The sequence below is a fragment of the Vibrio proteolyticus NBRC 13287 genome (assembly GCF_000467125.1).
GTDB lineage: Bacteria > Pseudomonadota > Gammaproteobacteria > Enterobacterales > Vibrionaceae > Vibrio > Vibrio proteolyticus.
The window spans coordinates 219,829-243,020 of record NZ_BATJ01000002.1 but is presented as its reverse complement, the minus strand read 5'-3'; the positions used below and the strand labels follow the sequence as shown (position 1 = coordinate 243,020).

Genomic DNA, 23,192 nt, shown 5'->3' with positions numbered 1-23,192 from the left:
TGAGCCCCTGAAAATCAGTAGATGATGGCATCCGCCAGATGGCTGACCGCTAAGGCAAAGTAATACGACCGGTTCCACTTCATCAACACATTGTAGTTGTTGTAGACCAGATAAGTGCGGCCGTTCTCATCGTCCGGCATGATCAACCAGGCCTTGATGTCGTTGTCCAGTGTCGGTAGTGGTTGACCGTTGTAACGGGTCACGCCCAGCTTGCTCCATTCCTGCAAATACTTACCTTTGGCTTCATCGCGCCCTTCCAGGCTTTTGTCGATACCGTGCGGTACTTTGACCTGGCGCCCCCAAGTGTAGTTGTCGTCCCAGCCAGACTGACTGAGGTAATTAGCCGTGGAAGCAAACACATCTGCCTGCGTTCCCCAGATGTCTTTTTTGCCATCACCGTTACCGTCTGCCGCAAACGACAAGAACGAGCTTGGCATAAACTGACATTGCCCCATCGCGCCCGCCCAGGAGCCTTTCATGTCATCCGCTTTAATATGACCTTGCTGAATGATTTCCAGCGCCGCCATCGCTTCTTTGCGGAAAAACGCTTCACGGCGGCCGTCATAAGCCATGGTCGACAGCGCATCGATCACGCTGTACCCCCCGGTGAACTTACCGAAATTGCTCTCAACGCCCCACAACGCCACAATGTAACGCGGTTGGACACCGTACTCTTCACCGATGCGTTTAAGCGCCGCGTAGTGCTCCTGATAGAGCTTACGAGCCTGCTTGACTTTCCACGCCGGAACAGCACGCGGGATGTATTCATCCAGCGTGAGTTTTTTTTCGGGCTGATTACGATCGGCTTTGACTGCCCGTGGCTTGTACGTAACGTTTTTGAACGCATCATCAACCACTTGCTGAGAAATGCCATTTTTGAGTGCTTCTTGTTTGAGACCTTCGACGTACTGCTCAAAGCTTTGCTCGTTGGCCACTGCGCTGGTCGCCAAACTTAAACCTAATACGACTGACAATAGTTTTTTCAAATTGCCCTCCTTGAGCAATTATTGGTCACTCAACCTTTGCTATTTTGCTGAGCTTTGCGTTCTTTGTATTGTTCCAGCAGATTTTCTGGTGGCGGTGGTAGTTGCAGGAAAAAGCCCTCTTCGTTCATAGACGCTTTCACTTTTTCGATATCAACCTGGGCCAGCTGACGCCCGTCCATCTTAATCATCATCACGAAAACAGGTTTGCCGAACATCTGCATGAGTGTGTCAGGAACCTGTGAAAAATCATCCTTTTTCGGGAGATAGAGATAGGTACCTTCTTTTTTCGAACTTTTGTAAATTGAACAGAGCATAGTGTTCCTTTTGCCACGAAGGCTGAGTATTTGTCTCAGTTTCGTAAACAATTAGCTAAAATTGCAACTAAAACGACCATTTGACAGCAACATAACTTGCTGTGCTATGGCGGGGAATATAACATGAATACCCAGGTTCCAAGCAACGCCCTTTCTTATGAGGCGATGAGTTATTGAGGTCAATGTAGCCATATGTCATCTTCCCCTGACCTAAAAGGTAGCAGCTTTACTTTGTCAGTTTTGCATCTTTCTGACAATGATGTCCCAAAAACCATTGAATTTCTCAAAGAGAAGGTTGAGCAGGCACCGGCCTTCTTCGCCTCAGCACCAGTGGTGATCAATATTGAGCAGGTGAAGGAAGACATCGATTTCACTGCATTAAAACAAGGCATCACCGATGCAGGCATGATCCCGGTCGGGATCACAGGCAGTAAAGACAAACGCATGCAGAATTTGGCATCCCGTTCCGGGTTCGCCATCATGTCTGCCAGTAAATCACCGTCTAAGGCACCAGCAAAAATGGCGCCTACCAAAGTAGTTCGTACCCCTATCCGCTCCGGGCAGCAGGTGTACGCGAAAGACGGCGATTTGGTGATCATGAACCATGTCAGTGCCGGTGCAGAAGTTATTGCCGACGGTTCTATCCATATCCACGGAACGCTCCGTGGCCGCGCGATTGCCGGGGCAAGTGGTCAGAAAGACGCAAAGATCATTTGCCATGATTTACAAGCCGAGCTGGTGTCTATCGCAGGCAGTTACTGGCTCAGCGACAAAATTGAACGTGAGTTCTGGCAGAAGAAAGTCATGGTGTCCACCCAGGATGACTCTCTTCATATCGAAACGCTCACCATTTAAGAAAATAAGGAAAACACATAATGGCACGCATTATCGTTGTTACGTCAGGTAAAGGTGGGGTGGGTAAAACCACGTCCAGCGCGGCCATCGCATCTGGCCTCGCGATGAAAGGCAAAAAAACCGCAGTGATCGATTTTGACATCGGTCTGCGAAATCTGGATTTGATCATGGGGTGTGAGCGCCGTGTGGTGTACGACTTTGTCAATGTCATTAATGGCGAAGCAACACTGAATCAGGCACTGATCAAAGACAAGCGCAACGACAATCTTTTCATTCTTCCTGCTTCCCAAACCCGGGACAAAGATGCGCTGACACGTGACGGTGTGCGTCGCGTTCTGGATGAACTGGATGAAATGGGCTTTGATTTCGTGATTTGTGATTCACCGGCGGGTATCGAACAAGGCGCGCTGATGGCGCTATACTTTGCAGATGAAGCCATTGTCACAACCAACCCAGAGGTTTCGTCAGTGCGTGACTCTGACCGTATTCTGGGTATTCTGGACTCGAAATCACGTCGCGCGGAAGAAGGCCTTGAGCCCGTCAAACAGCACCTGCTGCTGACGCGCTACAACCCTACCCGCGTCACTCAGGGTGATATGCTGAGTGTGGAAGACGTAGAAGAGATCCTGCATATTTCGCTGCTCGGGGTTATCCCGGAAAGCCAGGCAGTATTGAATGCCTCCAACAAAGGCGTGCCAGTGGTGTTTGACGAGCAGTCAGACGCCGGTATGGCATACAGTGATACGGTCGAGCGTTTGTTAGGCAGCCAGGTGGATTTCCGCTTCCTGACGGAGCAGAAGAAAGGAATCTTTAAACGACTATTTGGAGGCTAGCGACATGTCACTACTTGAGTTTTTCAGACCGCAGAAAAAATCTTCTGCGAATGTCGCAAAAGAGCGTCTGCAGATCATCGTCGCAGAACGTCGCAGCCAGAACGATCCTGCGCCGAACTATCTGCCGCAACTTAAAGAAGACATTCTTAAGGTGATCAGTAAGTACGTCGCGGTTGATCCGTCGATGGTCGACCTGTCGTTTGAGCATAAAGATGACGATATTTCCGTGCTCGAGCTGAACGTTAAGCTACCAGACGACGAAAAATAATCGTATCGGTGGTGCTCTGTACCAAGCAACGAAAAAGAAAAAGCAGGATGTCATTCATCCTGCTTTTTTATTGGCCACTCTGTCATTCCCGCCTAATTACTCAACGAAATACATGTCTTTTGCGTAGATATTGCCTTTCGGGTTGTTGTCCGGGAAACCCTTCAGCTTGGCGTTCACCAGCCGGGTGTGTTTATAGAAGTGTAACGGAATAATTGGGGCGTCATTGACGATCAGCCGTTCTGCCTGCTCGTAATACTGGTAACGTTGTTGCTGATCGCTGGCTTTCGCTGCACTTTGCAATAACTTGTCGACCTGTTCATTGCAGTATTGGGTGCTGTTATTCACGTCATGACAACGAAAACTGTTCAATACCGCAGACGGCTCCGCGAAGTCACCAAAGGCAAACGAGCGAGCTACCGTAAAATCGCCGTTCGATTTGGCGTTGAGGTATGCATTCCACTCCATATTATTCAGCTCAACCTTCACTCCCAGCGGCTTCCACATTGACGCAATCGCCAGTGCAATGCGTTTATGATTTTCACTGGTGTTATAGGTCAGCGTTATCTTCAGCGGATGCTTATCATCGTAGCCGGCCTCTTTCAACAGTGCCCGGGCAGTCTCGATACGCTGCGTGGTGTCCCAACTCGCAAATTCCGGCTGCGCCGCCCGGTAATCCGGAATAATGTCCGGCACCACCGAATAAGCTGGCGGCTCTCCCTGACCAGTAACTTTCTCCACCAACGTGTCCCGGTCGATCATCATACTCAGGGCACGACGCACATCCGGATTATCGAACGGCGCCCGTTGCGTATTAAAATCATACACGTACGCTCCGAGCAAACGCAGTGAACGAATCAGGTTCGGATTGTCTTTGCTCAGTTTCTGATAGTATTCCAGTTGTACCCGGTTGGTCATGTCTATCTCACCCGACATAAAACGGACAAACTCGGCATTCTGGGAAGAAAGCGCCAGATAGCGCACCCCATCAATGTAGGTATGTTCGGCATCGTAATAGCGTGGGTTTTTAGTGACATCTACATACTCATTCGGCACCCAGCGTTTTAAAGTGTAGGCACCGCTGGTGACAATATGTTCCGGACGAGTCCAATTTTCACCGAACTTTTCGACTTTGTGTTTGGGCACCGGTGCGAACGTTTTAATGCTCATCATACTGAGAAAGTGCGGCGTTGGTTGTGTGAGCGTCACAACAAAGGTGTGCGCATCCGGAGCTGCGACCCCAAGTTGGCTAACGTCAGTCGCGCCGCTCAGTACCGCTTGAGCGTTGAGCACATTCGCTGTCGTCAGGTTAAAGCCCGTGCTGTTTCCCGTACTCGGATCGACCGCTCTTTGCCAGGCGAACACAAAATCCTCAGCGGTGATCGGCTGGCCATCCGACCAGGTCGCAGGTTTTAAGTGGAAGGTGACGGTCTTTCCGTCTGTGGATGTTTGCCAGGACTGTGCCAGCCCACCGACAATTTCCCCTTGCAGATTTTCTATTAGCAAGCCTTCGAACATGTCGTTAACGATCACATCCCCAGGCGAGCCAGAATCGACAAATGCAGGATCAAGCGTGCTTGGCTCTGCGCCATTGCCACGTACCAGAAACTGCTCTTTCGCTAAAACGTCGCCCTCGGCTAAGGTTGCAGCGCTGACTGGCAGCGGCGACAAGAGCAGAGCGGCGTAAACCGCTCCGGCAAGTCTGTTTTTTTTCATTTATCGATATCCTTATCATATGTAATGCATCACCCCATTTTTACCATACTCAAATGAGGCTTGCGATAAGGATTCGTCAAATTTTCTATAAGAGACAATAGATTAGACTAGATTAAAGAGTCTAATTTTTCACCAAACAGTGGTTTACGCCAACCTTGCATCACATCCGGCAGACGCACCGAATCACGCTCTTTACGCCACACCCAGCTGATGACCTGATTCAGTTGCTTCTTGGAAGCAAGAAACTCACTCGCCAGCCCGGTATTTTGTGACACGTGTTTTACTTCATCCTTGAGCTTTTTGAACAGCTGTTTGTACCCAGGTAAGTCCATCAGGCGCTCAATTTTTTCCGGATACTGCTCGGCAGGTGTCTGCTGCGCTCGCTTCACGATCCCGGCAATCCGCCCGCCATGACGGCGCACTGAGCGAGGATCCATGCCTTCCTGCTCCATTCGCTGCGGGCTACGGATACCAAGCCGCGCAATGGTCAGCAGATCCGTGTCTTTAAACACAAAGTTCAGCGCCAGATCGTTTTTCATTGCGTACTCAATGCGCCATGTTGCCAAAGGCTTGAGGATAGCCAATTCACTCGGACGCAGTTGCCAGGCGCCTTTGATATCCAAATAGGCGTTGTCGATATTCGCGGTACGGATGCGCTTTTGGACCAGCAGATCACTCTCCTGCTGCGCGGCTTCCCACCAACCGGCCTGCTGAACTTCGGCCAGCAGTTTGTCGTACAGCGGATAGAGGTAGTAAACATCGGCAGCCGCGTACTCTAGCTGTTTTTGACTCAGTGGACGCGCTACCCAGTCAGTACGAGACTCACTTTTATCCAGCTCCAGCCCCTGATACTCGGCCACCAGCGTCGCAAAGCCGGTTGACAAGCCATGACCAAGAAACGCCGCCATGATCTGGGTGTCAATCATCGGAACCGGCGTACAGCCAAAGGCATTCTGGAACACCTCCAGATCTTCGCCACAAGCGTGCAGAACCTTCATGACTGACGCGTCTTTCAACAGTTCCACAAATGCGGTCATTTCTTCCAGAGCCACAGGATCGATCAGCGACAACGTGTCCCCGTCGAACAATTGGATCAAGCCCAGTTGCGGATAATAAGTACGGGTACGGACAAATTCGGTATCCAGCATGACCACATCACGCTCACGCGCTTGCTGACATACGGTTTCCAGTTCACTGACTTGGGTAATAATCTGATAGTTCACAAACTTCTCGCTCTGTTTTCTCATCGGGAGAAAAGAAAAATGCCGACATATTAAGTCGGCATTCTAGCATTAAAAACGATTACGACGGGAAATTACTCGGCTTTAGCCAGTTTCGCATCGTTCTCTTCACGCAGCACCCGACGCAGTATCTTACCTACGTTGCTCTTTGGCAGATCTTCACGGAATTCAACCAGTTTCGGTACTTTGTAACCGGTCAGATGCTGACGACAATGCGCAATCACCTCTTCCTTGGTCAGGCTTGGGTCGCGTTTCACCACGTACAGTTTTACCACTTCACCCGATACTTCATGTGGCTGACCAATGGCCGCGACTTCCAGCACTTTGCCGTGCAGTGCCACCACATCTTCGATCTCGTTCGGGTAAACATTGAACCCAGAGACCAGAATCATGTCTTTTTTACGGTCAACAATGTGCAGGAAGCCTTCGTCATCAAATTTCACGATGTCACCGGTCGATAACCAACCGTCATGATTGATCACGTCTTTTGTTGCTTCCGGTCGCTGCCAATACCCTTGCATCACCTGCGGACCACGTACCTGAAGTTCGCCGGTTTCACTGTTTGCCAAGGCATTGCCTTCGTCATCGACAATACGAACTTCCGTTGACGGCACCGGCAAACCTATCGAGCCGTTGTACGCGGTCAGATCGTGAGGATACGCAGCCACCAGCGGCGAGCATTCGGTCAGGCCATAACCTTCCAGCAGATAACAACCGGTGGTTTTCTTCCACTGCTCGGCAACCGCACGCTGAACCGCCATACCGCCACCGACCGCCAGACGTAAATTGCTGAAATCCAGCTCATGGAAGTCTTCATTGTTGATTAAGGCGTTAAATAAGGTATTGACGCCGGTGATCGCGGTAAATTGGTGCTTCTGCAACTCTTTGATAAAGCCCGGAATGTCACGAGGGTTGGTCACCAACAGGTTCTGGCCACCCATTTCGATAAACAGCAGGCAGTTTACGGTCAACGCAAACACGTGATACAGCGGCAGTGCGGTCACCACCAATTCTCGACCTTCCGACAAAACCGGACCGTAAGCGCCCTTGGCCTGCAGCACGTTGGCCACCATATTCCGGTGAGTCAGAATCGCCCCTTTTGCCACGCCGGTTGTACCGCCGGTGTATTGTAAGAATGCAATGTCATCACCGCTCATGAACGGTTTAACATATTGCAGACGACGCCCTTGACGCAGCGCCTTACGCATGGAAATCGCCCCGGGCAAATCGTACTTTGGCACCATACCTTTAACGTATTTGACCACGAAGTCGACCAAGGTGCCTTTGGCACGAGGCAGCATCTGCCCTAAACTGGTGAGCACCACGTGTTTTACCGGCGTTTTATCGACGATCTGCTCAAGAGTATTCGCAAAATTGGAGACGATCACGATCGCTTTTGCGTCAGCATCACACAATTGATGTTCTAGCTCACGCGGGGTATACAGCGGGTTCACATTTACGGCAATCAAACCGGCTCGCAGCACACCAAACAACGCCACCGGATATTGCAGCAAATTCGGCATCATCAGTGCAACACGATCGCCCTTTTTTAGTTTCAGTTCGTTTTGCAGGTAAGCAGCAAACGCACGGCTGCGCTCTTCAAGCTTCCGAAACGTCATCACCGAGCCCATGTTCATAAAGGCTGGCTGGTCAGCGTATTTCTGAACGGATTGCTCGAACATCTCAACCAGAGACGGGTATTTATCCGGATCAATAGTTTCCGGCACATCACTTGGGTAACGTGATAGCCAAGGTTTTTCCACTGTGATACTCCTCGTTATTAGGCTGGGGTTTGCGTCAGATGGCCACTCAAGGCACGCGGACAGAAGTGCACAAACCCAGTGCAACAGCATCATTTTATTATTCTGCTATTACATCACAGCCAAAGCGCTTGAGCACGAAACACTCAAACACTTGTTTAAATTTTGTTAACTAAGCCAAAAATTAGATCAGATACTCTAGAAGGCTGCTGTAAGTGACAATGATGACCACCAGATATGGTCACGATTTTGGTCTTTTCAGAAGCGTTTAGAGCAGACTCTGCCCGTAAGTGCTGGAACCCCTGCTCGCCTAAGATCACCAGTTGAGGACACAGGACCTCAGCCTGGATTGCACGAGCATGCTCCGGAGACATGCGATACAAAGAATCACACTGTAAGTGCGTATCATGACACCAACAAAGACGCCCGTCCTGTTGGTGTAAACTCCGTTCTACCACCGGCGCAATCAACGATTTCTCGATCTGATTTACGCTGGCCCGCCGGCGAACGGCTTCATCTACACTCTGCAGTGTCCTGAGTGGCTTGCGTCGAATCCGCTGGCGACCGAGTACCCCGTTACGCAGTCGGGAGACGCTGTTGTCGGGCGATTCCGCCAATGGACCTAAGCCCTCTATCTGAACCAATCCACTGATTTGCTCAGGAAAGGCGGCACTATAGCAACTCGCAATCAAAGCACCAAGTGAATGTCCTACTAACAAGGTTCTGTTTGGCGATAACTTAGCCAGAAATTGGTAAACATCGTCTATGTAGTCGTGAAATGGGTAGAAATTGCTACCTGATTTATGTTGTGACAGGCCATGTCCCGGTAAATCGATTGCGCACAGGTGCAGGTTCGGGTTGAGCGCTGACAGATGATTCATGACGGTCTGAAAACTGGCCGCGTTGTCGAGCCAGCCATGCAAAAAAACGACCGACAGTTCGGCCGTTTGTGCATCGCCACTCTCCACTGCCGCCAGTGTCAGCGAGTCCAGCGCATAGCGGGTGTGATTGAAATTCATTTGACGGTTTTGATGACCTTACCCTCACGCGGGCCGTAATCATAATAAAGGTGTCGACAGTAAATGCCGATGCACGGATAGAAGAAAGGATCATCATAGGTGACAACTCGCTCTTCGACACGCCATAAGTGGTAGCCTGAGATCTGCATCACCGGAAAACGATAGTCGTAATCGCCGACTTTCTCTTGCTCAGTGCCTTGTGAGGTCCCCAACAACGTCACCATCCGGCCTTTGGCAAACGTCACCGGATCGATAAACCCATCAATGTACCCTACAAAACGGCCATGTGGCTCTTTATCAATATCGGGCTTGCCGGATTCACTGATTGGCAGGTTCACCACTTCAATACGGGTTTTATTGTCGAGGTTCGTGACAGCGGCGATCACGCCGCCAAGGCGAATAGGTGTACCATCGGCCGTTGTTTGAACCGACCACGCCTGATAATCAGAAATCAACCGAGGCGAGTCAGATTTGAGGGTTTCCGGTAACGAAGCGCACCCGGCCAGTAACAGGATGGCAGAGAAAGAAAAGATGGAGGTCAGAGAAAACAGTTTCATGGCAGCCGCACCCGAAAATATCATTCAGTTAGATATAAATATCGACCCCAAGCAGGCTGGCAAGTTCCTCACGTTTGGCCTGATTCATAACGTTCAGGTACTCTTCCATGGCTTTCCGACTTTTGCCTTCCGGTAAATCGTATTGCAACCGCGCCTGGTGAACATCAGACGGCTGAACCTGGCGGATCGAGTGAGAGACGGCATCGGCAACTTTACTGGTCTGCTCGGCCGGTGTTTTACCCTGCGCCTGGTTGACGTTATTTTTCTTACCGGCTTTCTTCGCTTTATTGGTCCGTTGGTTGCCGGGGACGGAAGCAGGAGGTAAACCGTTAACTGAAACCATGGTAATCCTTTACGAGGCCACAACGTGGCCTCATTACTGAATTATTCGCGGCCCGGAAGCTTTTTCCAGGCTACGTTGTCGCGCAGATACACCGGACTGGCTTGCTCTGCGTCAACCGTGTTGCCTTTCGCCAGTTCAAAGGTCGCCAGATAGGCGATATCCTGGGCATCCGGGTATAACACTTCACTCGGAGTACGTTGCAACTCAATCGCAGCCAGCTCTTGCACGTATGCATCCCATCCCGTGCCAGCGGTGCCCCAAATACGTTCATCTGCCTGAATTTGCTCTGCCAGCATCAATGGTGGAATCACACATTCTGGCTCCATCTCATTCCAGCTTCCGTCAGCCTGACGGCTAAAACGTCCCCAGTAGACTTCACTCATACGTGCATCAATCGCACAGGCTACCTGCTGCATGCCATGCACCCGGTACGACCCTTGGGCCATCGCCGCCAGCGTGGAAATACCTATCATAGGTAAGTCGGCTCCGAAGGCCAGCCCCTGCGCGATACCGATGCCAATTCGCACACCGGTAAAACTGCCCGGCCCACGGCCAAACGCCAGCGCGTCCAATTCGTGCAATGTCAGCCCGGCTTCTTTAAGCACTTCGTCCACCATAGGCAGGATTTTTTTGGTGTGATCCCGCGGGGCGACTTCACTGCGTACGTAAAGTTGGTCTGCGACTAAAAGCGCAACTGAACAGTTTTCGGTTGCAGTATCCAAGGCAAGAATTTTCGTGCTCATTAATGTCTCTGATTATACTTCGTTGGTATCTGAAATCTGGATAAGAAACTCTTTCACCACTTCGAGATCGCGGGTCCGCGGAATCGGTGGCAGACTGGACAGGAAGATCCCGCCGTAGTCTCTGGTCACCAGGCGATTGTCGCAAATGATCAATACGCCCTGGTCTCTCTTATCACGAATTAACCGCCCGACGCCCTGCTTCAGGGTGATCACCGCGTCAGGTAACTGCACCTGATCAAACGGGTCGCCACCCTTGAGGCGGCAATCTTCAATCCGGGCCTTTAATAACGGGTCGTCCGGAGCGGTAAAAGGCAGTTTGTCGATGATAACACAGCTTAACGCATCACCTCTAACATCAATCCCTTCCCAAAAGGCGCCCGTGGCCACCAGCAACGCGTTGCCAAGTTCCATAAACTCTGCCAACGTTTTCTGCTTACTGGTCTCCCCCTGTAACAACACGGGCACAGTCAAGGTTTCCCGGAAACGTTCGCCCAAATCGCGCATCATACTGTGAGAGGTGCACAGGAAAAAACACCGCCCACGGTTTTGCTCAATCAACGGGGCCAACATGTTCACCAGTTTGTCTGCCAACCCAGGGCTGTTGGGTTCCGGCAGATAACGCGGCACACACAGCCTCGCCTGACTTTGATAGTCAAACGGACTCGGCAGCGAAAACTGCTGCGCCGGTTGCAAGCCAAGCCGAGAAGTAAAGTGACCAAAGTCATCGTTCACCGCCAACGTTGCAGAGGTGAATATCCAGGCACCTTGCTTGAGTTCAATCTGCTCATGAAATTTATCGGCGACCGACAACGGAGTAATGTGCAGACTGAAATGCCGCGGCGTGGTGTCATACCAGTAAGAGTAGCCGGTGATCGACACATCACACACCCGGTCGATGCGCGCTTTGATCAGGGTCGCTCTTTCGTAGGCGGTGTCCAACAGTTGACTGCGCCCAAGCGCTAACTTGAGCACATCGAGGGCAAAGTCGAGCGCATCCTGCAACCGTTCTAACTCACGAACAATCGGCGCGGAGTTCAAGGCTTCACGCCAGTTGCCTCGAAATCCGGGCTCACCCAGCAAAATTCGCAGGTCACCGGCCGTCTGCACCAGCTTCTCGCCCACTTTCTGTAACTGACGCATATCGCGCGCTTCGGTGCGATACCCGATTTCGATGTCTTTCGCCAACTCTTGAATTTGCCGGCTGGATACCGATTGACCGAAGTACTGACTGGCAATATCGGGCAGTTGATGCGCTTCATCAAAAATGAAAACGTCAGCCTCAGGAATCAACTCACCAAACCCGGTTTCTTTGATCGCTAAATCGGCCAGAAACAGGTGATGGTTCACCACCACCACATCAGAGTCCATCGCCCGCTTACGCGCTTTGAGCACAAAGCAATCTTGATAACTCGGGCACTCTTTGCCCAGGCAGTTATCATTGGTCGACGTGATCGTTGGGATCACCGGGCTGTCTTCTGCAATCGCTTCACACTCCCCCAGATCGCCGGATTTGGTTTCCGACGCCCAGCCACGCACTTTGACCAATTGGGACAACAAGGTTGGATCCGACTGCGGCGTATGACTTTCAACCATCTGACGGCTAAGGCGGTCCAGACACAGATAGTTGGCACGGCCTTTTAGCAAGGACACCTGACCATAAAATCCCAGCGCCTGAGTCATCAGAGGCAAATCCCGATGGAACAGCTGTTCCTGTAGGTTCTTGGAGCCGGTGCTGATGATGGTCTTCTTGCCGCTCAGCAAAGCAGGGACCAGATAGGCAAATGTTTTACCCGTTCCTGTTCCGGCTTCCACGACCAGTTGTCCTTCGCCACGAATGGTCTGGGCAACGGCTTCGGCCATATCTAACTGAGCCTGACGGGGCTGAAAGCCCGGAATGGCTTTGCCGAGTGCGCCTGTGGCGGAGAAGACTTTTGAAATCATAACAAAGTGTGCAGTGAATCGAGTTGGCAGCGATTATGGCAGTTTTACACCGGCAGCGCGACCTGCAATCAGCGAAGCCTCCAAGCCGCTGGCTAAACTGCGACCCGACGAAATGATACTCTGTTGACTGAGTATGAGTTGTCGCCTCCGGCACACGCAGGCACAAGGCAAACGGTTGGCACGGATATTTTGTTGAAACCAAATCCAAATTCGATTACTTATTAAATCAACTCACCGCATGACTGTCGTTGTCATGCGGCCACAAATAACAATGATATGCATGGAAGTTGTACTCAATGGAAAAGAAAACCTTGCTGACCCACTGCACTGATGCCCCGGGTCTGATCTCAAAAATCACCAACATCTGTTACAAACACCAACTCAACATCATCCATAACAATGAGTTCGTGGATAACACCAGCGGCCACTTTTTCATGCGTACTGAACTGGAAGGTTATTTTAACGATCAAACCTTCCTCGCCGATTTGGATCATGCGCTGCCTGAAGGCACCAAGCGCAAACTGATCGATTCATCACGCAAACGCATTGTGATCTTAGTCACCAAAGAAGCTCACTGCCTTGGTGACATCCTGATGAAAAGTTACGATGGTAGCCTGGATGTCGACATCGCCGCAGTGGTCGGCAACTACGACAAACTCCAGAGTCTGACGGAAAAGTTTGATATCCCGTATCACTGCGTGTCACACGATGGCCTGACCCGCGAGCAACACGAGCAACAGGTTCTGGCGGTGATCGAACAATATCAGCCCGATTATCTGGTGCTGGCGAAATACATGCGGGTACTGACGCCAGGCTTTGTGGAGCGCTATCACCATCGTATTCTCAATATTCACCACAGTTTCCTGCCTGCGTTTATCGGTGCGAAGCCGTATCAACAAGCGTACGAACGCGGAGTGAAGATCATCGGTGCAACGGCACATTTTGTGACCAACGATCTAGATGAAGGTCCAATCATTAAGCAGGATGTGATTCCGGTCGATCACAACTTCAGTGCCTCAGACATGGCCCAGGCTGGCCGCGATGTTGAGAAAACGGTGCTGAGCAAAGCACTGACGAAAGTGATCAACGATCATGTCTTCGTGTACGGCAACAAAACCGTTATCCTGTAAGCCACGATGAAAAAAGGCGCTCTGATGAGCGCCTTTTCTTGGTCAGCATACCAACAACTCAGAGCTTGATGGCCAGCTCAACACCCTGACGAATGGCGCGCACAGCATCGAGCTCCCCGGCGTGATCCGCCCCGCCGATCACGTGCAGTTTATCACCCATCTGTTCCCATTGGTCCTCAAATGGACGAACCGATTCCTGACCGGCACAGATCACCACTTTATCGGCCTCAAGCAATTGTGGTTTACCATCCACCGAAATATGCAGCCCTTGCTGATCGATTTTTTCATAGCTGACGCCACCGAGCAGATTCACCCCGCGGTTTTCCAGAGTGCGTTTGTGGATCCAGCCCGTGGTTTTACCCGGCCCTTTGCCGACCCGACCTTTACGCCGCTGTAATACCCACACGGTTTTATCACTGAGTGAATGAGGGTACGGATACAAACCGCCCGGATGAGTAATTTCCTTATCGATGCCCCATTCGTGCAACCAGTCATCCAAATTGTGACCTGCCGGCTCCGTTAGCATGGTCGCAATATCGACCCCAATACCTCCGGCTCCCACGATCGCGACTTTCTCACCAACGGGGGTTTTCTCTTTGATCAATGTCTGGTAATCGACCACTTTTTCCGGTGTGTCTATGCCGTCAATCGTCACTTTACGTGGCTCCACGCCCGACGCCATCACCACTTCATCGTACTCCTGCAACAAATCAAACGTCGCGTCCGTACTGAGGTGCAGATTGACCCCGGTGAGGTCGATCTGGTTGGCAAAATAGCGAATGGTTTCGCGAAACTCTTCTTTGCCCGGAATTTGCATCGCCAAACGGAACTGTCCGCCAATGCGATCATTGCGCTCAAACAAATCCACCTTATGTCCGCGGCGTGCCAGCGTCGTCGCGCAGGACAGCCCAGCCGGACCAGCGCCGACCACGGCGATGGTTTTAGGATTGTCACTCGGCGTGATCACCAGCTCGGTCTCACGACAAGCGATCGGGTTGACTAAACAACTGGCACGCTGGCCTTTAAATACATTGTCCAAACACGCCTGATTACAACCGATACACGTGTTGATCAGATTGGACTGGTTCTTTTCGGCTTTCGCCACAAAATACGCGTCCGCGAGGAATGGCCGCGCCATGGACACCATGTCGGCCTGACCGGATGAAAGAATCTTTTCCGCTTCTTGCGGCGTATTGATCCGGTTACAAGTGACAACCGGCACATTGAGGTGCGGTCGGATTTTTTCGGTCACCCAGCTGAATGCCGCCCGTGGCACCTGCGTCGCGATGGTAGGAATACGCGCTTCGTGCCAGCCGATCCCCGTGTTGATGATCGTCACTCCCGCCTCTTCCAGCCCTTTGGCCAGCATCAGGACTTCCTCAAACGTACTGCCTTCTTCAACCAGATCTAACATCGACAAACGGAAGATGATGATGAACTCCTCGCCAACCGCTTTACGGATCGCTTTGACAATTTCCAGCGGCAGACGCATTCGGTTTTCATAGCTGCCACCCCATTCGTCGTAGCGCATGTTAGTACGCTTACAGATAAACTGGTTGATCAGGTAGCCTTCTGATCCCATGACCTCGACACCGTCATAGCCGGCCAGTTGTGCCAGTGATGCACTGTTGGCAAACGCGTCGATAGTTTTGCGAATTTGACGTGTACTCATCTCACTTGGCGCGAAACGGGCAATCGGAGCTTTAATCGCGGAAGCGCTCTGAGCAAACGGATGCATTGCATACCGACCGGCATGCAAAATCTGCAACGCAATTTTACCACCATGGCGGTGCACGGCCTCTGTCACCACTTTATGTGACTGCGCGTGTTTGGGTTTGCTGAATTCGGCACTGAGCGGATGCAGACGCCCGCGTAAATTGGGCGAAAAGCCGCCGGTAACGATCAGTCCGACGCCACCTTTGGCACGCTCTTCATAAAAAGCCGCAAGTTTGTGCAGCCCTTCTTTATGTTCTTCCAGACCCGTGTGCATGGATCCCATCAGCACGCGGTTTCTTAATGTTGTGAAGCCTAAGTCGAGAGGCTGTAACAGATTTGGGTACATGGCAGACATCACTTTCATTATTATATCCTTGTGGTCTGACCACAATATGCCTGAGTCAAACAAAAATCAAACAAGCGTTTACATTTTTGTAACACCGATCAATCTTACGGTTGTTCGCATATAATAAGTAACGTAGGATGTAAGCTACTAATAATACTAAATTTACCGTTTAACACGAGTGGCCGTAGCCACTGTGGGGATACGATGAAAAAGATTTTTAAATTTATCGGCCTGATATTTAAAGGGATTTGGAAACTCATCACTTTTTTCCGTCTCGCCATCAGCAACCTTTTCTTCCTCGCCTCTCTTGCCATCATTTACTTCATCTATGTACATTCCCAAGCACCGACACCGGGCATTACTCAGGAATCCGCTCTGGTTCTGAACCTGTCTGGTCCAATTGTGGAGCAAAGCAGTTACGTCAACCCGATGGACTCCTTTGCCGGGTCGCTGTTTGGGCAGGATTTACCACGTGAAAACGTCCTGTTTGATGTTGTCGATACCATTCGCCACGCGAAAAATGATCCGAAGATCAGCGGTATCGTGCTGGCCCTGAGTGAGTTACCTGAAACCAACCTGACCAAACTGCGTTACATTGCCAAAGCGCTGAATGAGTTTAAATCGTCAGGTAAACCTATCTATGCCGTGGGGGATTTTTACAACCAGAGTCAGTACTACCTCGCCAGCTACGCCAATAAGATCTTTTTGGCACCGGACGGGGCCGTGATGATCAAAGGCTACAGTGCATACACACTGTACTACAAAACGCTGCTTGAGAAGCTGGACGTCAATACTCACGTCTTCCGCGTCGGGACATACAAGTCCGCGATTGAACCTTTCATTCGTGATGATATGTCAGACGCCGCGCGTGAATCAGCTTCTCGCTGGCTCGGTCAGTTATGGGGCGCCTACGTTGAAGACGTTTCAACGAATCGCCAGATTGAGCCTAAGACGCTCACTCCGAGCATGGACGAGTTCCTGACCGAACTGAAATCCACTCAGGGTGACCTGGCGGCGCTGTCGAAGAAACTCGGCCTGGTGGATGAGCTGGCCACTCGCCAACAAGCCCGCAAGGCGATGATTGATGTATTTGGCAGCGATGGTGAAGACAGCTACAACTACGTGGATTACTACCAGTACGCTTCCAACGTCAAGCCAACGTTCAACGCCGCCAACGACGACATCGCCATTGTTGTGGCGAACGGCGCCATCATGGACGGTTCACAACCTCGTGGCAGTGTCGGTGGCGACACCACCGCGGCCCTGCTGCGTGAGGCGCGCAATGATGACAAAGTCAAAGCCGTTGTGCTGCGCGTAAACAGCCCGGGTGGCAGTGCGTTTGCTTCGGAAGTGATCCGCAATGAAATCGACGCGCTCAAGGCCGCAGGCAAACCTGTTGTGGTCTCCATGTCGAGTGTGGCAGCCTCTGGTGGCTACTGGATCTCAATGAGCGCCGACAAGATCGTCGCCCAACCGACCACCCTCACCGGCTCAATTGGTATTTTCAGCGTGATCACCACGTTTGAGAAAGGCCTGAACAAGCTCGGGGTGTACACCGACGGTGTTGGTACCTCACCCTTCTCTGGTGTTGGCCTCACAACCGGTTTGAATGACGGCGCGTCACAAGCTCTGCAACTGGGCATTGAACACGGTTACCAACGTTTCATCAGTCTGGTGGGCAAACACCGCGGGATGAGCGTTGATCAAGTGGATGAGATTGCTCAAGGGCGTGTGTGGACTGGTCAGGATGCCATGCAGCGTGGCCTGGTTGATCAAATGGGTGACTTCGACGATGCGGTGATTCTGGCGGCCAAACTGGCCAATATGGAATCATACAACCTGTACTGGGTAGAAGAACCGCTCTCTCCGGCACAGCAGTTCCTGCAGGATCTGGTTGGTCAGGCCAAAGTGCATCTTGGTCTGGATATCAGCTCGGTACTGCCGGCCTCTCTGGCACCGGTCGCCCGTCAGATTACCCAGGATGCGAACTTGCTGAGCAGCTTCAATGATCCAAAAGGTCAGTATGCGTTCTGCCTGAACTGCGACGTCCAGTAAAGACCACGCAAGCACTGGTACGATTAGGGGCATCTCTGTGCGAGATGCCCCTTTTTCTTAACCAATTATTAGTTATAATCGCCCGCTCTGTTCCCCCTACAATTATGGTTTCTAGCAATGGCAAGAAAACACATATACATCGCCTACACCGGCGGCACCATCGGCATGCAAAAGTCGGATCACGGTTACGTGCCCGTCGCTGGCTTTATGGAAAAACAGCTGGCCAGCATGCCGGAATTCCACCGTCCGGAAATGCCGGAATACACCATTCACGAATACGAGCCACTGATCGATTCTTCGGATATGACTCCGGCTGACTGGCAACAAATCGCGGATGATATCCGGGATAACTACGATAAATACGACGGGTTTGTCATTCTGCACGGTACCGACACGATGGCGTACACCGCATCCGCACTGTCATTCATGTTGGAGAATCTGGGCAAACCGGTCATCGTGACGGGTTCACAAATTCCTCTGGCCGAGCTGCGATCTGACGGCCAGGCCAATTTGTTGAACGCACTGCACATTGCGGCCAATTACCCGATCAATGAAGTGACGCTGTTTTTCAACAACCAGCTGATGCGCGGCAACCGCAGCACTAAATCGCACGCAGACGGTTTCAATGCCTTTACATCTCCAAACCTGCCGCCACTATTGGAAGCAGGGATCAATATTCAGATCAGCAGCAACGTCACCGTTGGCGCTCAGCCTGTCGGTGAATTCAAAGTACATAACATTACGCCTCAACCTATCGGTGTGATTACTATGTACCCGGGCATTTCACATGAAGTGATCCGCAACACACTGCTCCAGCCAGTTAATGCCATGATTCTGCTGACCTTTGGTGTGGGCAACGCGCCGCAAAATCCGGAGCTACTCAGCCATCTGCAAGAGGCTTCAGAACGAGGTGTGATCGTGGTGAATCTGACTCAGTGTCTGGCAGGAAAAGTGAACATGGGGGGGTATGCTACTGGTTGTGCTTTGGCGGATGCCGGCGTGATCAGCGGCTTTGATATGACTCCGGAAGCTGCTCTGGCTAAACTGCATTACCTGCTAAGCCAGAACCTCGGCTATGAGGAAGTAAAAGCCAAAATGCAGCAAGTCCTGCGCGGTGAAATGAGCTTATAACGGCTTCCCGCGTCCGATAACAAAGCCCCTGCAGGAATGCAGGGGCTTTTTAGTTACACTCAGTTTTCGTTGGGGTTCACCCGGACAATATCGCTTTGCCCCGGCTGAAACTCTTTTTTTAGCTCTGCTTTTGACTTAAATTTTATCTCTCCACCGGCCGCAATAGACATGTGGTCTGCTGCCGTGTTGTGTTTTGATTGATACAACATCACAGCTTGCATACAAGAGTCTCGCTGCTCTTGTGAAAGTGGTGTACCTTCAGGCCACTTACCTGTCTCCACCGCATAGGTTAGCCGCTCATAAACCTCAGGTGTGATGGCATTAATTAACTGTTCTGCGTCCATGGTGTATCCTTAAATCATCATTCTTGCACAGAAAATAACGTCTCGGCTTTGTCAGTCAAGGTAGCACGAGCAAATAAGCGTATTTGATCACAAGCAAAAATATGAACCTTCATCGAATTGTCTCTATTACCCTGATAAGTGCCGGCTTGACCGGGTGCTTTGACAGCAGAAAAAACACGGAGCAGCTGTGTAACGATTACCCGGCGCTGCGATGTGAACAGCTGAATGTGGATGACGGCCAGTGCCGGGTGCCCAGAACTAACCTGATTTGGCACCGTTTTGACGTCCTCAAAGATCCGACGGAAAGCCACAAAATCACCGAATACCAGATGGTCACGGAGTACCGCCGCTGTCTTGAACTGGCGGCACAAATCCAGCCCATCGATCAGAGCGCTCTCAAGCGCAAGCGTTTTGAAGCTCTCGTGCACTCCGGTGAAGAACAGGAACGCATCGTACAGGAACTGAGTGACTCCACCGAACCGGAAACACTCTACTTCCTATGGAGTCAGATTGGTGACAATAATGCACGCCGTCAGTTTCTTCAGTTGGAAGGTTCACCAGAACTGGAAACCGCCCATCTGCAGTACGCGTTAGCGACGTTTTATACCAGCCGCGACAGCGCCAAAACCGTTACCTTGCTCAATCACTCACTGGAGTTATCCGGTGCCGATGATGTCAACACCGAAATTTTCAAATCGCTGGCCAGTACTTACTACAAGCTCAATCAGAAAGAGAAGGCTTATATCTGGACTCGGGTCGCCGAGCGGTTTGATATCAACGTGGCCTCTCAGTCAGAACTGCAACTGTTGTACGGGTTCGACCAGGCGACTTACACTCGTCTGGATATGCTGGCCAACGAGGTTGAAGATGCCATCAGACAGGGCAATTATCGCTCAAGCCTTATCCCCAATACCTTTTGAGGTCTAAAAAAGCCGCTCTGTTTGGAAGCGGCTTTTTGTTGGCTTGCGAGCGGAAGTGTCAGTTCCTCCCGCTACCCCGTCGATAAAATGAAAGGATTTAACACTAAGGTGTCATTCAGCGACAGGTTTGATCACTTTTGTTGAAAATTAACGACACGGAATTGACACAAAATCGGTCCCCTGTCGTCTTGGGTCCATCAGGGAAAACATGCCCCAGATGGCTGTCGCAAGCCGCACAGCGAATCTCAGTTCGCACCATTCCGTGACTCAGATCTTCCAGATATCGGATTGCATCCGGATCGATCGGCGCATCAAAACTAGGCCAACCGCATCCCGAATCGTACTTGTTTTCGGAGTGGAACAGCGGTGCCTGACAACAGGTACATTCGTAGATGCCAGTATCTCGGTTGTGGAGTAGCTTACCGCTGAACGGGGCTTCGGTGCCTTGCTTGCGGCACACGTTATATGCCTCTACTGACAGGGTCTCACGCCAGTATTCATCAGGCTTCTCTATTTTCTCGACACCAGGTTTCACGTAACACTTTCTCCTAATTCTCGATTGTTGTATGGAATGATTCGGCGAAAAACTTGTCTACAATTACGTTTGTAGCACATACTTTTTCGTTATGAAAAGTGGGCAACCCATCCCCCGTAATACTTTCGCCGTCTAAGGTATTTTACGGAAACTGGTGCACAGATAAACCAGTGCTGAGTTTAAAAAACCACCATTTGTAGCTGATTGTGAAAAAAAGCGACGCTTTTTTTTGACTTTAAACAAGTTAAGTCCGATTATCTATTGCAGATGTTTACTGGATTCTGTAATTTTACTACCAGTTATCTTTAATCAGAAATTAAGTTGTGGAGCAACTATAATGACTATCAAAGTAGGTATTAACGGTTTTGGCCGTATCGGTCGTTTCGTATTCCGTGCAGCGCAAGAGCGTAACGACATCGAAGTTGTAGGTATCAACGACCTGATCGACGTAGAATACATGGCTTACATGCTGAAGTACGACTCAACTCACGGCCGTTTCAACGGTACTGTTGAAGTTGAAGGCGGTAACCTGATCGTTAACGGCAAAACTGTACGTGTAACTGCAGAACGCAACCCAGAAGACCTGAAATGGGACGCAATCGGTGTTGACGTTGTTGCTGAAGCAACTGGTATCTTCCTGACTGACGAGACTGCGCGTAAGCACATCACTGCTGGTGCGAAGAAAGTTGTTCTGACTGGTCCTTCTAAAGACGCAACTCCAATGTTCGTTAACGGCGTAAACTTCGACACTTACGCAGGCCAAGACATCGTTTCTAACGCTTCTTGTACTACTAACTGTCTGGCGCCTATCGCTAAAGTACTGAACGACAAGTTCGGTATCGAATCTGGCCTGATGACAACTGTTCACGCAACAACTGCAACTCAGAAAACTGTAGACGGTCCTTCTGCGAAAGACTGGCGCGGTGGTCGTGGTGCTTCTCAGAACATCATCCCATCTTCAACTGGTGCAGCTAAAGCAGTAGGCGTTGTACTTCCAGAAGTAAACGGCAAACTGACTGGTATGGCTTTCCGCGTACCAACTGCTAACGTTTCTGTTGTTGACCTGACTGTAAACCTGGTTAACGGTGCTTCTTACGAAGACATCTGTAAAGCAATGAAAGACGCGTCTGAAGGCGAACTGAAAGGCGTTCTGGGCTACACTGAAGACGCAGTTGTATCTCAAGATTTCATCGGCGAAACTTGCACTTCAGTGTTCGATGCTAAAGCAGGTATCGCACTGACTGACAAATTCGTTAAAGTTGTATCTTGGTACGACAACGAAATCGGTTACTCAAACAAAGTTCTTGACCTGATCGCTCACATCTCTAAGTAATGTAAGCATTAGCGATAAGCTTGTCTTTGAAAGATAAGACGTAAAGAAAGGCGGCTCTCGAGTCGCCTTTTTAGTATCTGTCGTTCTCGGGCATGCTTCGGTCCGAGCACAGTTTCAGGAGTTCAGAGTATGGATTTGAAAACCCTCCCCGCCTTAACCGTTCTGTCAGACAGCGTAACAATCGTCGAACTTGACGGGGTTAAAGTCGTGCGCGTCCTGCACGAAAAAGCCACCGCTGGAATTGCCTTACATGGCGCACATGTGCTGTCATTTGCTCCGGCCGGACAACCCGATGTTATCTGGATGAGCGACCAAGCCGTATTTGACGGTAAAGCGGCATTGCGCGGCGGCATCCCGGTGTGCTGGCCTTGGTTTGGTCGCATTGCTGCTCCGTCGCATGGCTTCGCACGCAACAGCGAATGGACGCTGCTTGAACATCGTGAAAACGAGCAAGGCGTTATCATCGAGTTAGGATTACGCCCCAACGAACAAACGCTCACGCTGTGGCCACACCAATTTGATGCACGTTTGATCATAGAAGTCAGTGATACTCTGAAAGTCACCCTGGATGTCGTGAACACGGATCAACACGCCTGGACCTTCTCCGGCGCGCTGCACACTTATCTCAACGTCGCTGACATCCGCGAGGTCTCTGTTCGTGGCATGGGCAGTGATTACATTGACAGTTTGCAGAATGAAAAAGCGTGTCAGGGTGGCGATGTCCTGCAACTGAGCGACACCATCGATCGGGTATACACGCAACCAGAGGCTCACATTAAGGTGGCCGATAGCCGTTTTGAACGCACTTTGGTGGTGGAAAACAGCGGTCACAATGCCGCAGTCCTGTGGAATCCTTGGGCGGCAGGTGCGCAGGCGATGGCCGATATGGCCGACGACGGCTATCTGACCATGCTGTGCGTAGAATCCACCCTGCATGCACCTAGCCTGGAGCAAGGTAAAATATTGCAACCTGGCGAGCATTACCAGCTCTCAACCCTCTTATCAGTAGCATAACCATTCAGGCCAGCACTCGCTGGCCTCTTCTTTGCCTGTCATTTTTTCATCCTCGTGGGTCTTGATAAAGCCAGCCGGTGGATTTTGGTGCTTTT

22 protein-coding genes are annotated in these 23,192 nt (G+C 50.9%); 9 read left to right on the top strand and 13 right to left on the bottom strand.

What is annotated here, in order from left to right; translation table 11 throughout:
• Window positions 1-14: 14 nt before the first annotated feature.
• Entirely contained in the window at window positions 15-986 is a 972-nt protein-coding gene (locus VPR01S_RS03715; RefSeq protein WP_021703964.1) for a lytic murein transglycosylase, read from the bottom strand.
• A gap of 29 nt (window positions 987-1,015) precedes the next feature.
• Complete coding sequence (locus VPR01S_RS03710; RefSeq protein ID WP_021703963.1) at window positions 1,016-1,300, bottom strand: YcgL domain-containing protein; 285 nt, start codon at window positions 1,298-1,300, stop codon at window positions 1,016-1,018.
• A 192-nt stretch (window positions 1,301-1,492) separates the two neighbouring features.
• Here VPR01S_RS03710 and minC point away from each other — a divergent pair, with 192 nt between their 5' ends.
• Genes minC through minE form a run of 3 tightly spaced genes read left to right on the top strand, consistent with a single transcriptional unit; the run spans window position 1,493 to window position 3,256 of the window.
• On the top strand, window positions 1,493-2,155 hold the full coding sequence (minC, locus tag VPR01S_RS03705) for a septum site-determining protein MinC (protein WP_021703962.1): 663 nt from the start codon (window positions 1,493-1,495) through the stop codon (window positions 2,153-2,155).
• Window positions 2,156-2,175: 20 nt separating this feature from the next.
• Complete coding sequence (gene minD, locus VPR01S_RS03700; RefSeq protein ID WP_021703961.1) at window positions 2,176-2,988, top strand: septum site-determining protein MinD; 813 nt, start codon at window positions 2,176-2,178, stop codon at window positions 2,986-2,988.
• 4 nt (window positions 2,989-2,992) lie between these two features.
• On the top strand, window positions 2,993-3,256 hold the full coding sequence (gene minE / locus VPR01S_RS03695; protein WP_021703960.1) for a cell division topological specificity factor MinE: 264 nt from the start codon (window positions 2,993-2,995) through the stop codon (window positions 3,254-3,256).
• Window positions 3,257-3,352: 96 nt separating this feature from the next.
• Here minE and VPR01S_RS03690 read toward each other — a convergent pair whose 3' ends face one another.
• From VPR01S_RS03690 to yoaA, 8 genes are all read right to left on the bottom strand, one after another.
• Window positions 3,353-4,969 (bottom strand): peptide ABC transporter substrate-binding protein, encoded by a 1,617-nt coding sequence (locus VPR01S_RS03690; protein WP_021703959.1) that lies wholly within the window; start codon window positions 4,967-4,969, stop codon window positions 3,353-3,355.
• 107 nt (window positions 4,970-5,076) lie between these two features.
• On the bottom strand, window positions 5,077-6,192 hold the full coding sequence (gene rnd / locus VPR01S_RS03685; protein ID WP_021703958.1) for a ribonuclease D: 1,116 nt from the start codon (window positions 6,190-6,192) through the stop codon (window positions 5,077-5,079).
• 92 nt (window positions 6,193-6,284) lie between these two features.
• A complete protein-coding gene (gene fadD, locus VPR01S_RS03680; RefSeq protein WP_021703957.1) occupies window positions 6,285-7,973 on the bottom strand; it encodes a long-chain-fatty-acid--CoA ligase FadD in 1,689 nt (562 codons plus the stop codon).
• 155 nt (window positions 7,974-8,128) lie between these two features.
• The gene (locus VPR01S_RS03675; protein ID WP_021703956.1) at window positions 8,129-8,989 is read right to left on the bottom strand and encodes an alpha/beta hydrolase; all 861 of its coding nucleotides are present in this window, start codon (window positions 8,987-8,989) and stop codon (window positions 8,129-8,131) included.
• Window positions 8,986-9,546, bottom strand: coding sequence for a Slp family lipoprotein (locus tag VPR01S_RS03670; RefSeq protein WP_040902235.1), 561 nt, complete (start codon window positions 9,544-9,546; stop codon window positions 8,986-8,988). Before VPR01S_RS03670 ends, VPR01S_RS03675 begins: the two co-directional genes overlap by 4 nt.
• A gap of 28 nt (window positions 9,547-9,574) precedes the next feature.
• On the bottom strand, window positions 9,575-9,889 hold the full coding sequence (locus tag VPR01S_RS03665) for a hypothetical protein (protein WP_021703954.1): 315 nt from the start codon (window positions 9,887-9,889) through the stop codon (window positions 9,575-9,577).
• Window positions 9,890-9,930: 41 nt separating this feature from the next.
• Window positions 9,931-10,632, bottom strand: coding sequence for a tRNA (adenosine(37)-N6)-threonylcarbamoyltransferase complex dimerization subunit type 1 TsaB (gene tsaB, locus VPR01S_RS03660; RefSeq protein ID WP_021703953.1), 702 nt, complete (start codon window positions 10,630-10,632; stop codon window positions 9,931-9,933).
• Between the two features lie 12 nt (window positions 10,633-10,644).
• Window positions 10,645-12,573: a DNA repair helicase YoaA gene (gene yoaA, locus VPR01S_RS03655; protein WP_021703952.1), complete on the bottom strand. Its 1,929-nt coding sequence runs from the start codon at window positions 12,571-12,573 to the stop codon at window positions 10,645-10,647.
• A 296-nt stretch (window positions 12,574-12,869) separates the two neighbouring features.
• Here yoaA and purU point away from each other — a divergent pair, with 296 nt between their 5' ends.
• On the top strand, window positions 12,870-13,703 hold the full coding sequence (gene purU, locus VPR01S_RS03650) for a formyltetrahydrofolate deformylase (protein WP_021703951.1): 834 nt from the start codon (window positions 12,870-12,872) through the stop codon (window positions 13,701-13,703).
• A gap of 58 nt (window positions 13,704-13,761) precedes the next feature.
• Here purU and VPR01S_RS03645 read toward each other — a convergent pair whose 3' ends face one another.
• Window positions 13,762-15,765, bottom strand: coding sequence for an NADPH-dependent 2,4-dienoyl-CoA reductase (locus VPR01S_RS03645; RefSeq protein WP_040902255.1), 2,004 nt, complete (start codon window positions 15,763-15,765; stop codon window positions 13,762-13,764).
• A gap of 204 nt (window positions 15,766-15,969) precedes the next feature.
• Here VPR01S_RS03645 and sppA point away from each other — a divergent pair, with 204 nt between their 5' ends.
• Together sppA and ansA are read left to right on the top strand one after the other, a co-directional pair.
• Window positions 15,970-17,820 (top strand): signal peptide peptidase SppA, encoded by a 1,851-nt coding sequence (sppA, locus tag VPR01S_RS03640; protein ID WP_021703949.1) that lies wholly within the window; start codon window positions 15,970-15,972, stop codon window positions 17,818-17,820.
• A 117-nt stretch (window positions 17,821-17,937) separates the two neighbouring features.
• Window positions 17,938-18,951, top strand: coding sequence for an asparaginase (ansA, locus tag VPR01S_RS03635; protein WP_021703948.1), 1,014 nt, complete (start codon window positions 17,938-17,940; stop codon window positions 18,949-18,951).
• A 59-nt stretch (window positions 18,952-19,010) separates the two neighbouring features.
• Here the strand turns inward: ansA and VPR01S_RS03630 are convergent, their stop codons facing one another.
• Window positions 19,011-19,295, bottom strand: coding sequence for a YeaC family protein (locus tag VPR01S_RS03630; RefSeq protein ID WP_021703947.1), 285 nt, complete (start codon window positions 19,293-19,295; stop codon window positions 19,011-19,013).
• 101 nt (window positions 19,296-19,396) lie between these two features.
• Here VPR01S_RS03630 and VPR01S_RS03625 point away from each other — a divergent pair, with 101 nt between their 5' ends.
• Window positions 19,397-20,215, top strand: coding sequence for a DUF2989 domain-containing protein (locus VPR01S_RS03625; protein WP_021703946.1), 819 nt, complete (start codon window positions 19,397-19,399; stop codon window positions 20,213-20,215).
• Between the two features lie 115 nt (window positions 20,216-20,330).
• On the opposite strand, the gene msrB is transcribed toward VPR01S_RS03625, so the two are convergent.
• Window positions 20,331-20,750, bottom strand: coding sequence for a peptide-methionine (R)-S-oxide reductase MsrB (msrB, locus tag VPR01S_RS03620; protein WP_021703945.1), 420 nt, complete (start codon window positions 20,748-20,750; stop codon window positions 20,331-20,333).
• A gap of 337 nt (window positions 20,751-21,087) precedes the next feature.
• Here msrB and gap point away from each other — a divergent pair, with 337 nt between their 5' ends.
• Window positions 21,088-22,083: a type I glyceraldehyde-3-phosphate dehydrogenase gene (gene gap, locus VPR01S_RS03615; protein WP_021703944.1), complete on the top strand. Its 996-nt coding sequence runs from the start codon at window positions 21,088-21,090 to the stop codon at window positions 22,081-22,083.
• A gap of 129 nt (window positions 22,084-22,212) precedes the next feature.
• On the top strand, window positions 22,213-23,097 hold the full coding sequence (locus tag VPR01S_RS03610) for a D-hexose-6-phosphate mutarotase (protein WP_021703943.1): 885 nt from the start codon (window positions 22,213-22,215) through the stop codon (window positions 23,095-23,097).
• The last annotated feature ends 95 nt before the right edge of the window (window positions 23,098-23,192 follow it).

Bases quoted from the DNA above. Each gene is read 5' to 3' on its own strand.
- VPR01S_RS03710 (WP_021703963.1), bottom strand. From the start codon at position 1,300: ATGCTCTGTTCAATTTACAAAAGTTCGAAAAAAGAAGGTACCTATCTC.
- minC (WP_021703962.1), top strand. From the start codon at position 1,493: ATGTCATCTTCCCCTGACCTAAAAGGTAGCAGCTTTACTTTGTCAGTT.
- minD (WP_021703961.1), top strand. From the start codon at position 2,176: ATGGCACGCATTATCGTTGTTACGTCAGGTAAAGGTGGGGTGGGTAAA.
- minE (WP_021703960.1), top strand. From the start codon at position 2,993: ATGTCACTACTTGAGTTTTTCAGACCGCAGAAAAAATCTTCTGCGAAT.
- VPR01S_RS03690 (WP_021703959.1), bottom strand. From the start codon at position 4,969: ATGAAAAAAAACAGACTTGCCGGAGCGGTTTACGCCGCTCTGCTCTTG.
- VPR01S_RS03675 (WP_021703956.1), bottom strand. From the start codon at position 8,989: ATGAATTTCAATCACACCCGCTATGCGCTGGACTCGCTGACACTGGCG.
- VPR01S_RS03670 (WP_040902235.1), bottom strand. From the start codon at position 9,546: ATGAAACTGTTTTCTCTGACCTCCATCTTTTCTTTCTCTGCCATCCTG.
- VPR01S_RS03665 (WP_021703954.1), bottom strand. From the start codon at position 9,889: ATGGTTTCAGTTAACGGTTTACCTCCTGCTTCCGTCCCCGGCAACCAA.
- tsaB (WP_021703953.1), bottom strand. From the start codon at position 10,632: ATGAGCACGAAAATTCTTGCCTTGGATACTGCAACCGAAAACTGTTCA.
- yoaA (WP_021703952.1), bottom strand. From the start codon at position 12,573: ATGATTTCAAAAGTCTTCTCCGCCACAGGCGCACTCGGCAAAGCCATT.
- purU (WP_021703951.1), top strand. From the start codon at position 12,870: ATGGAAAAGAAAACCTTGCTGACCCACTGCACTGATGCCCCGGGTCTG.
- VPR01S_RS03645 (WP_040902255.1), bottom strand. From the start codon at position 15,765: ATGTACCCAAATCTGTTACAGCCTCTCGACTTAGGCTTCACAACATTA.
- sppA (WP_021703949.1), top strand. From the start codon at position 15,970: ATGAAAAAGATTTTTAAATTTATCGGCCTGATATTTAAAGGGATTTGG.
- ansA (WP_021703948.1), top strand. From the start codon at position 17,938: ATGGCAAGAAAACACATATACATCGCCTACACCGGCGGCACCATCGGC.
- VPR01S_RS03630 (WP_021703947.1), bottom strand. From the start codon at position 19,295: ATGGACGCAGAACAGTTAATTAATGCCATCACACCTGAGGTTTATGAG.
- VPR01S_RS03625 (WP_021703946.1), top strand. From the start codon at position 19,397: ATGAACCTTCATCGAATTGTCTCTATTACCCTGATAAGTGCCGGCTTG.
- gap (WP_021703944.1), top strand. From the start codon at position 21,088: ATGACTATCAAAGTAGGTATTAACGGTTTTGGCCGTATCGGTCGTTTC.
- VPR01S_RS03610 (WP_021703943.1), top strand. From the start codon at position 22,213: ATGGATTTGAAAACCCTCCCCGCCTTAACCGTTCTGTCAGACAGCGTA.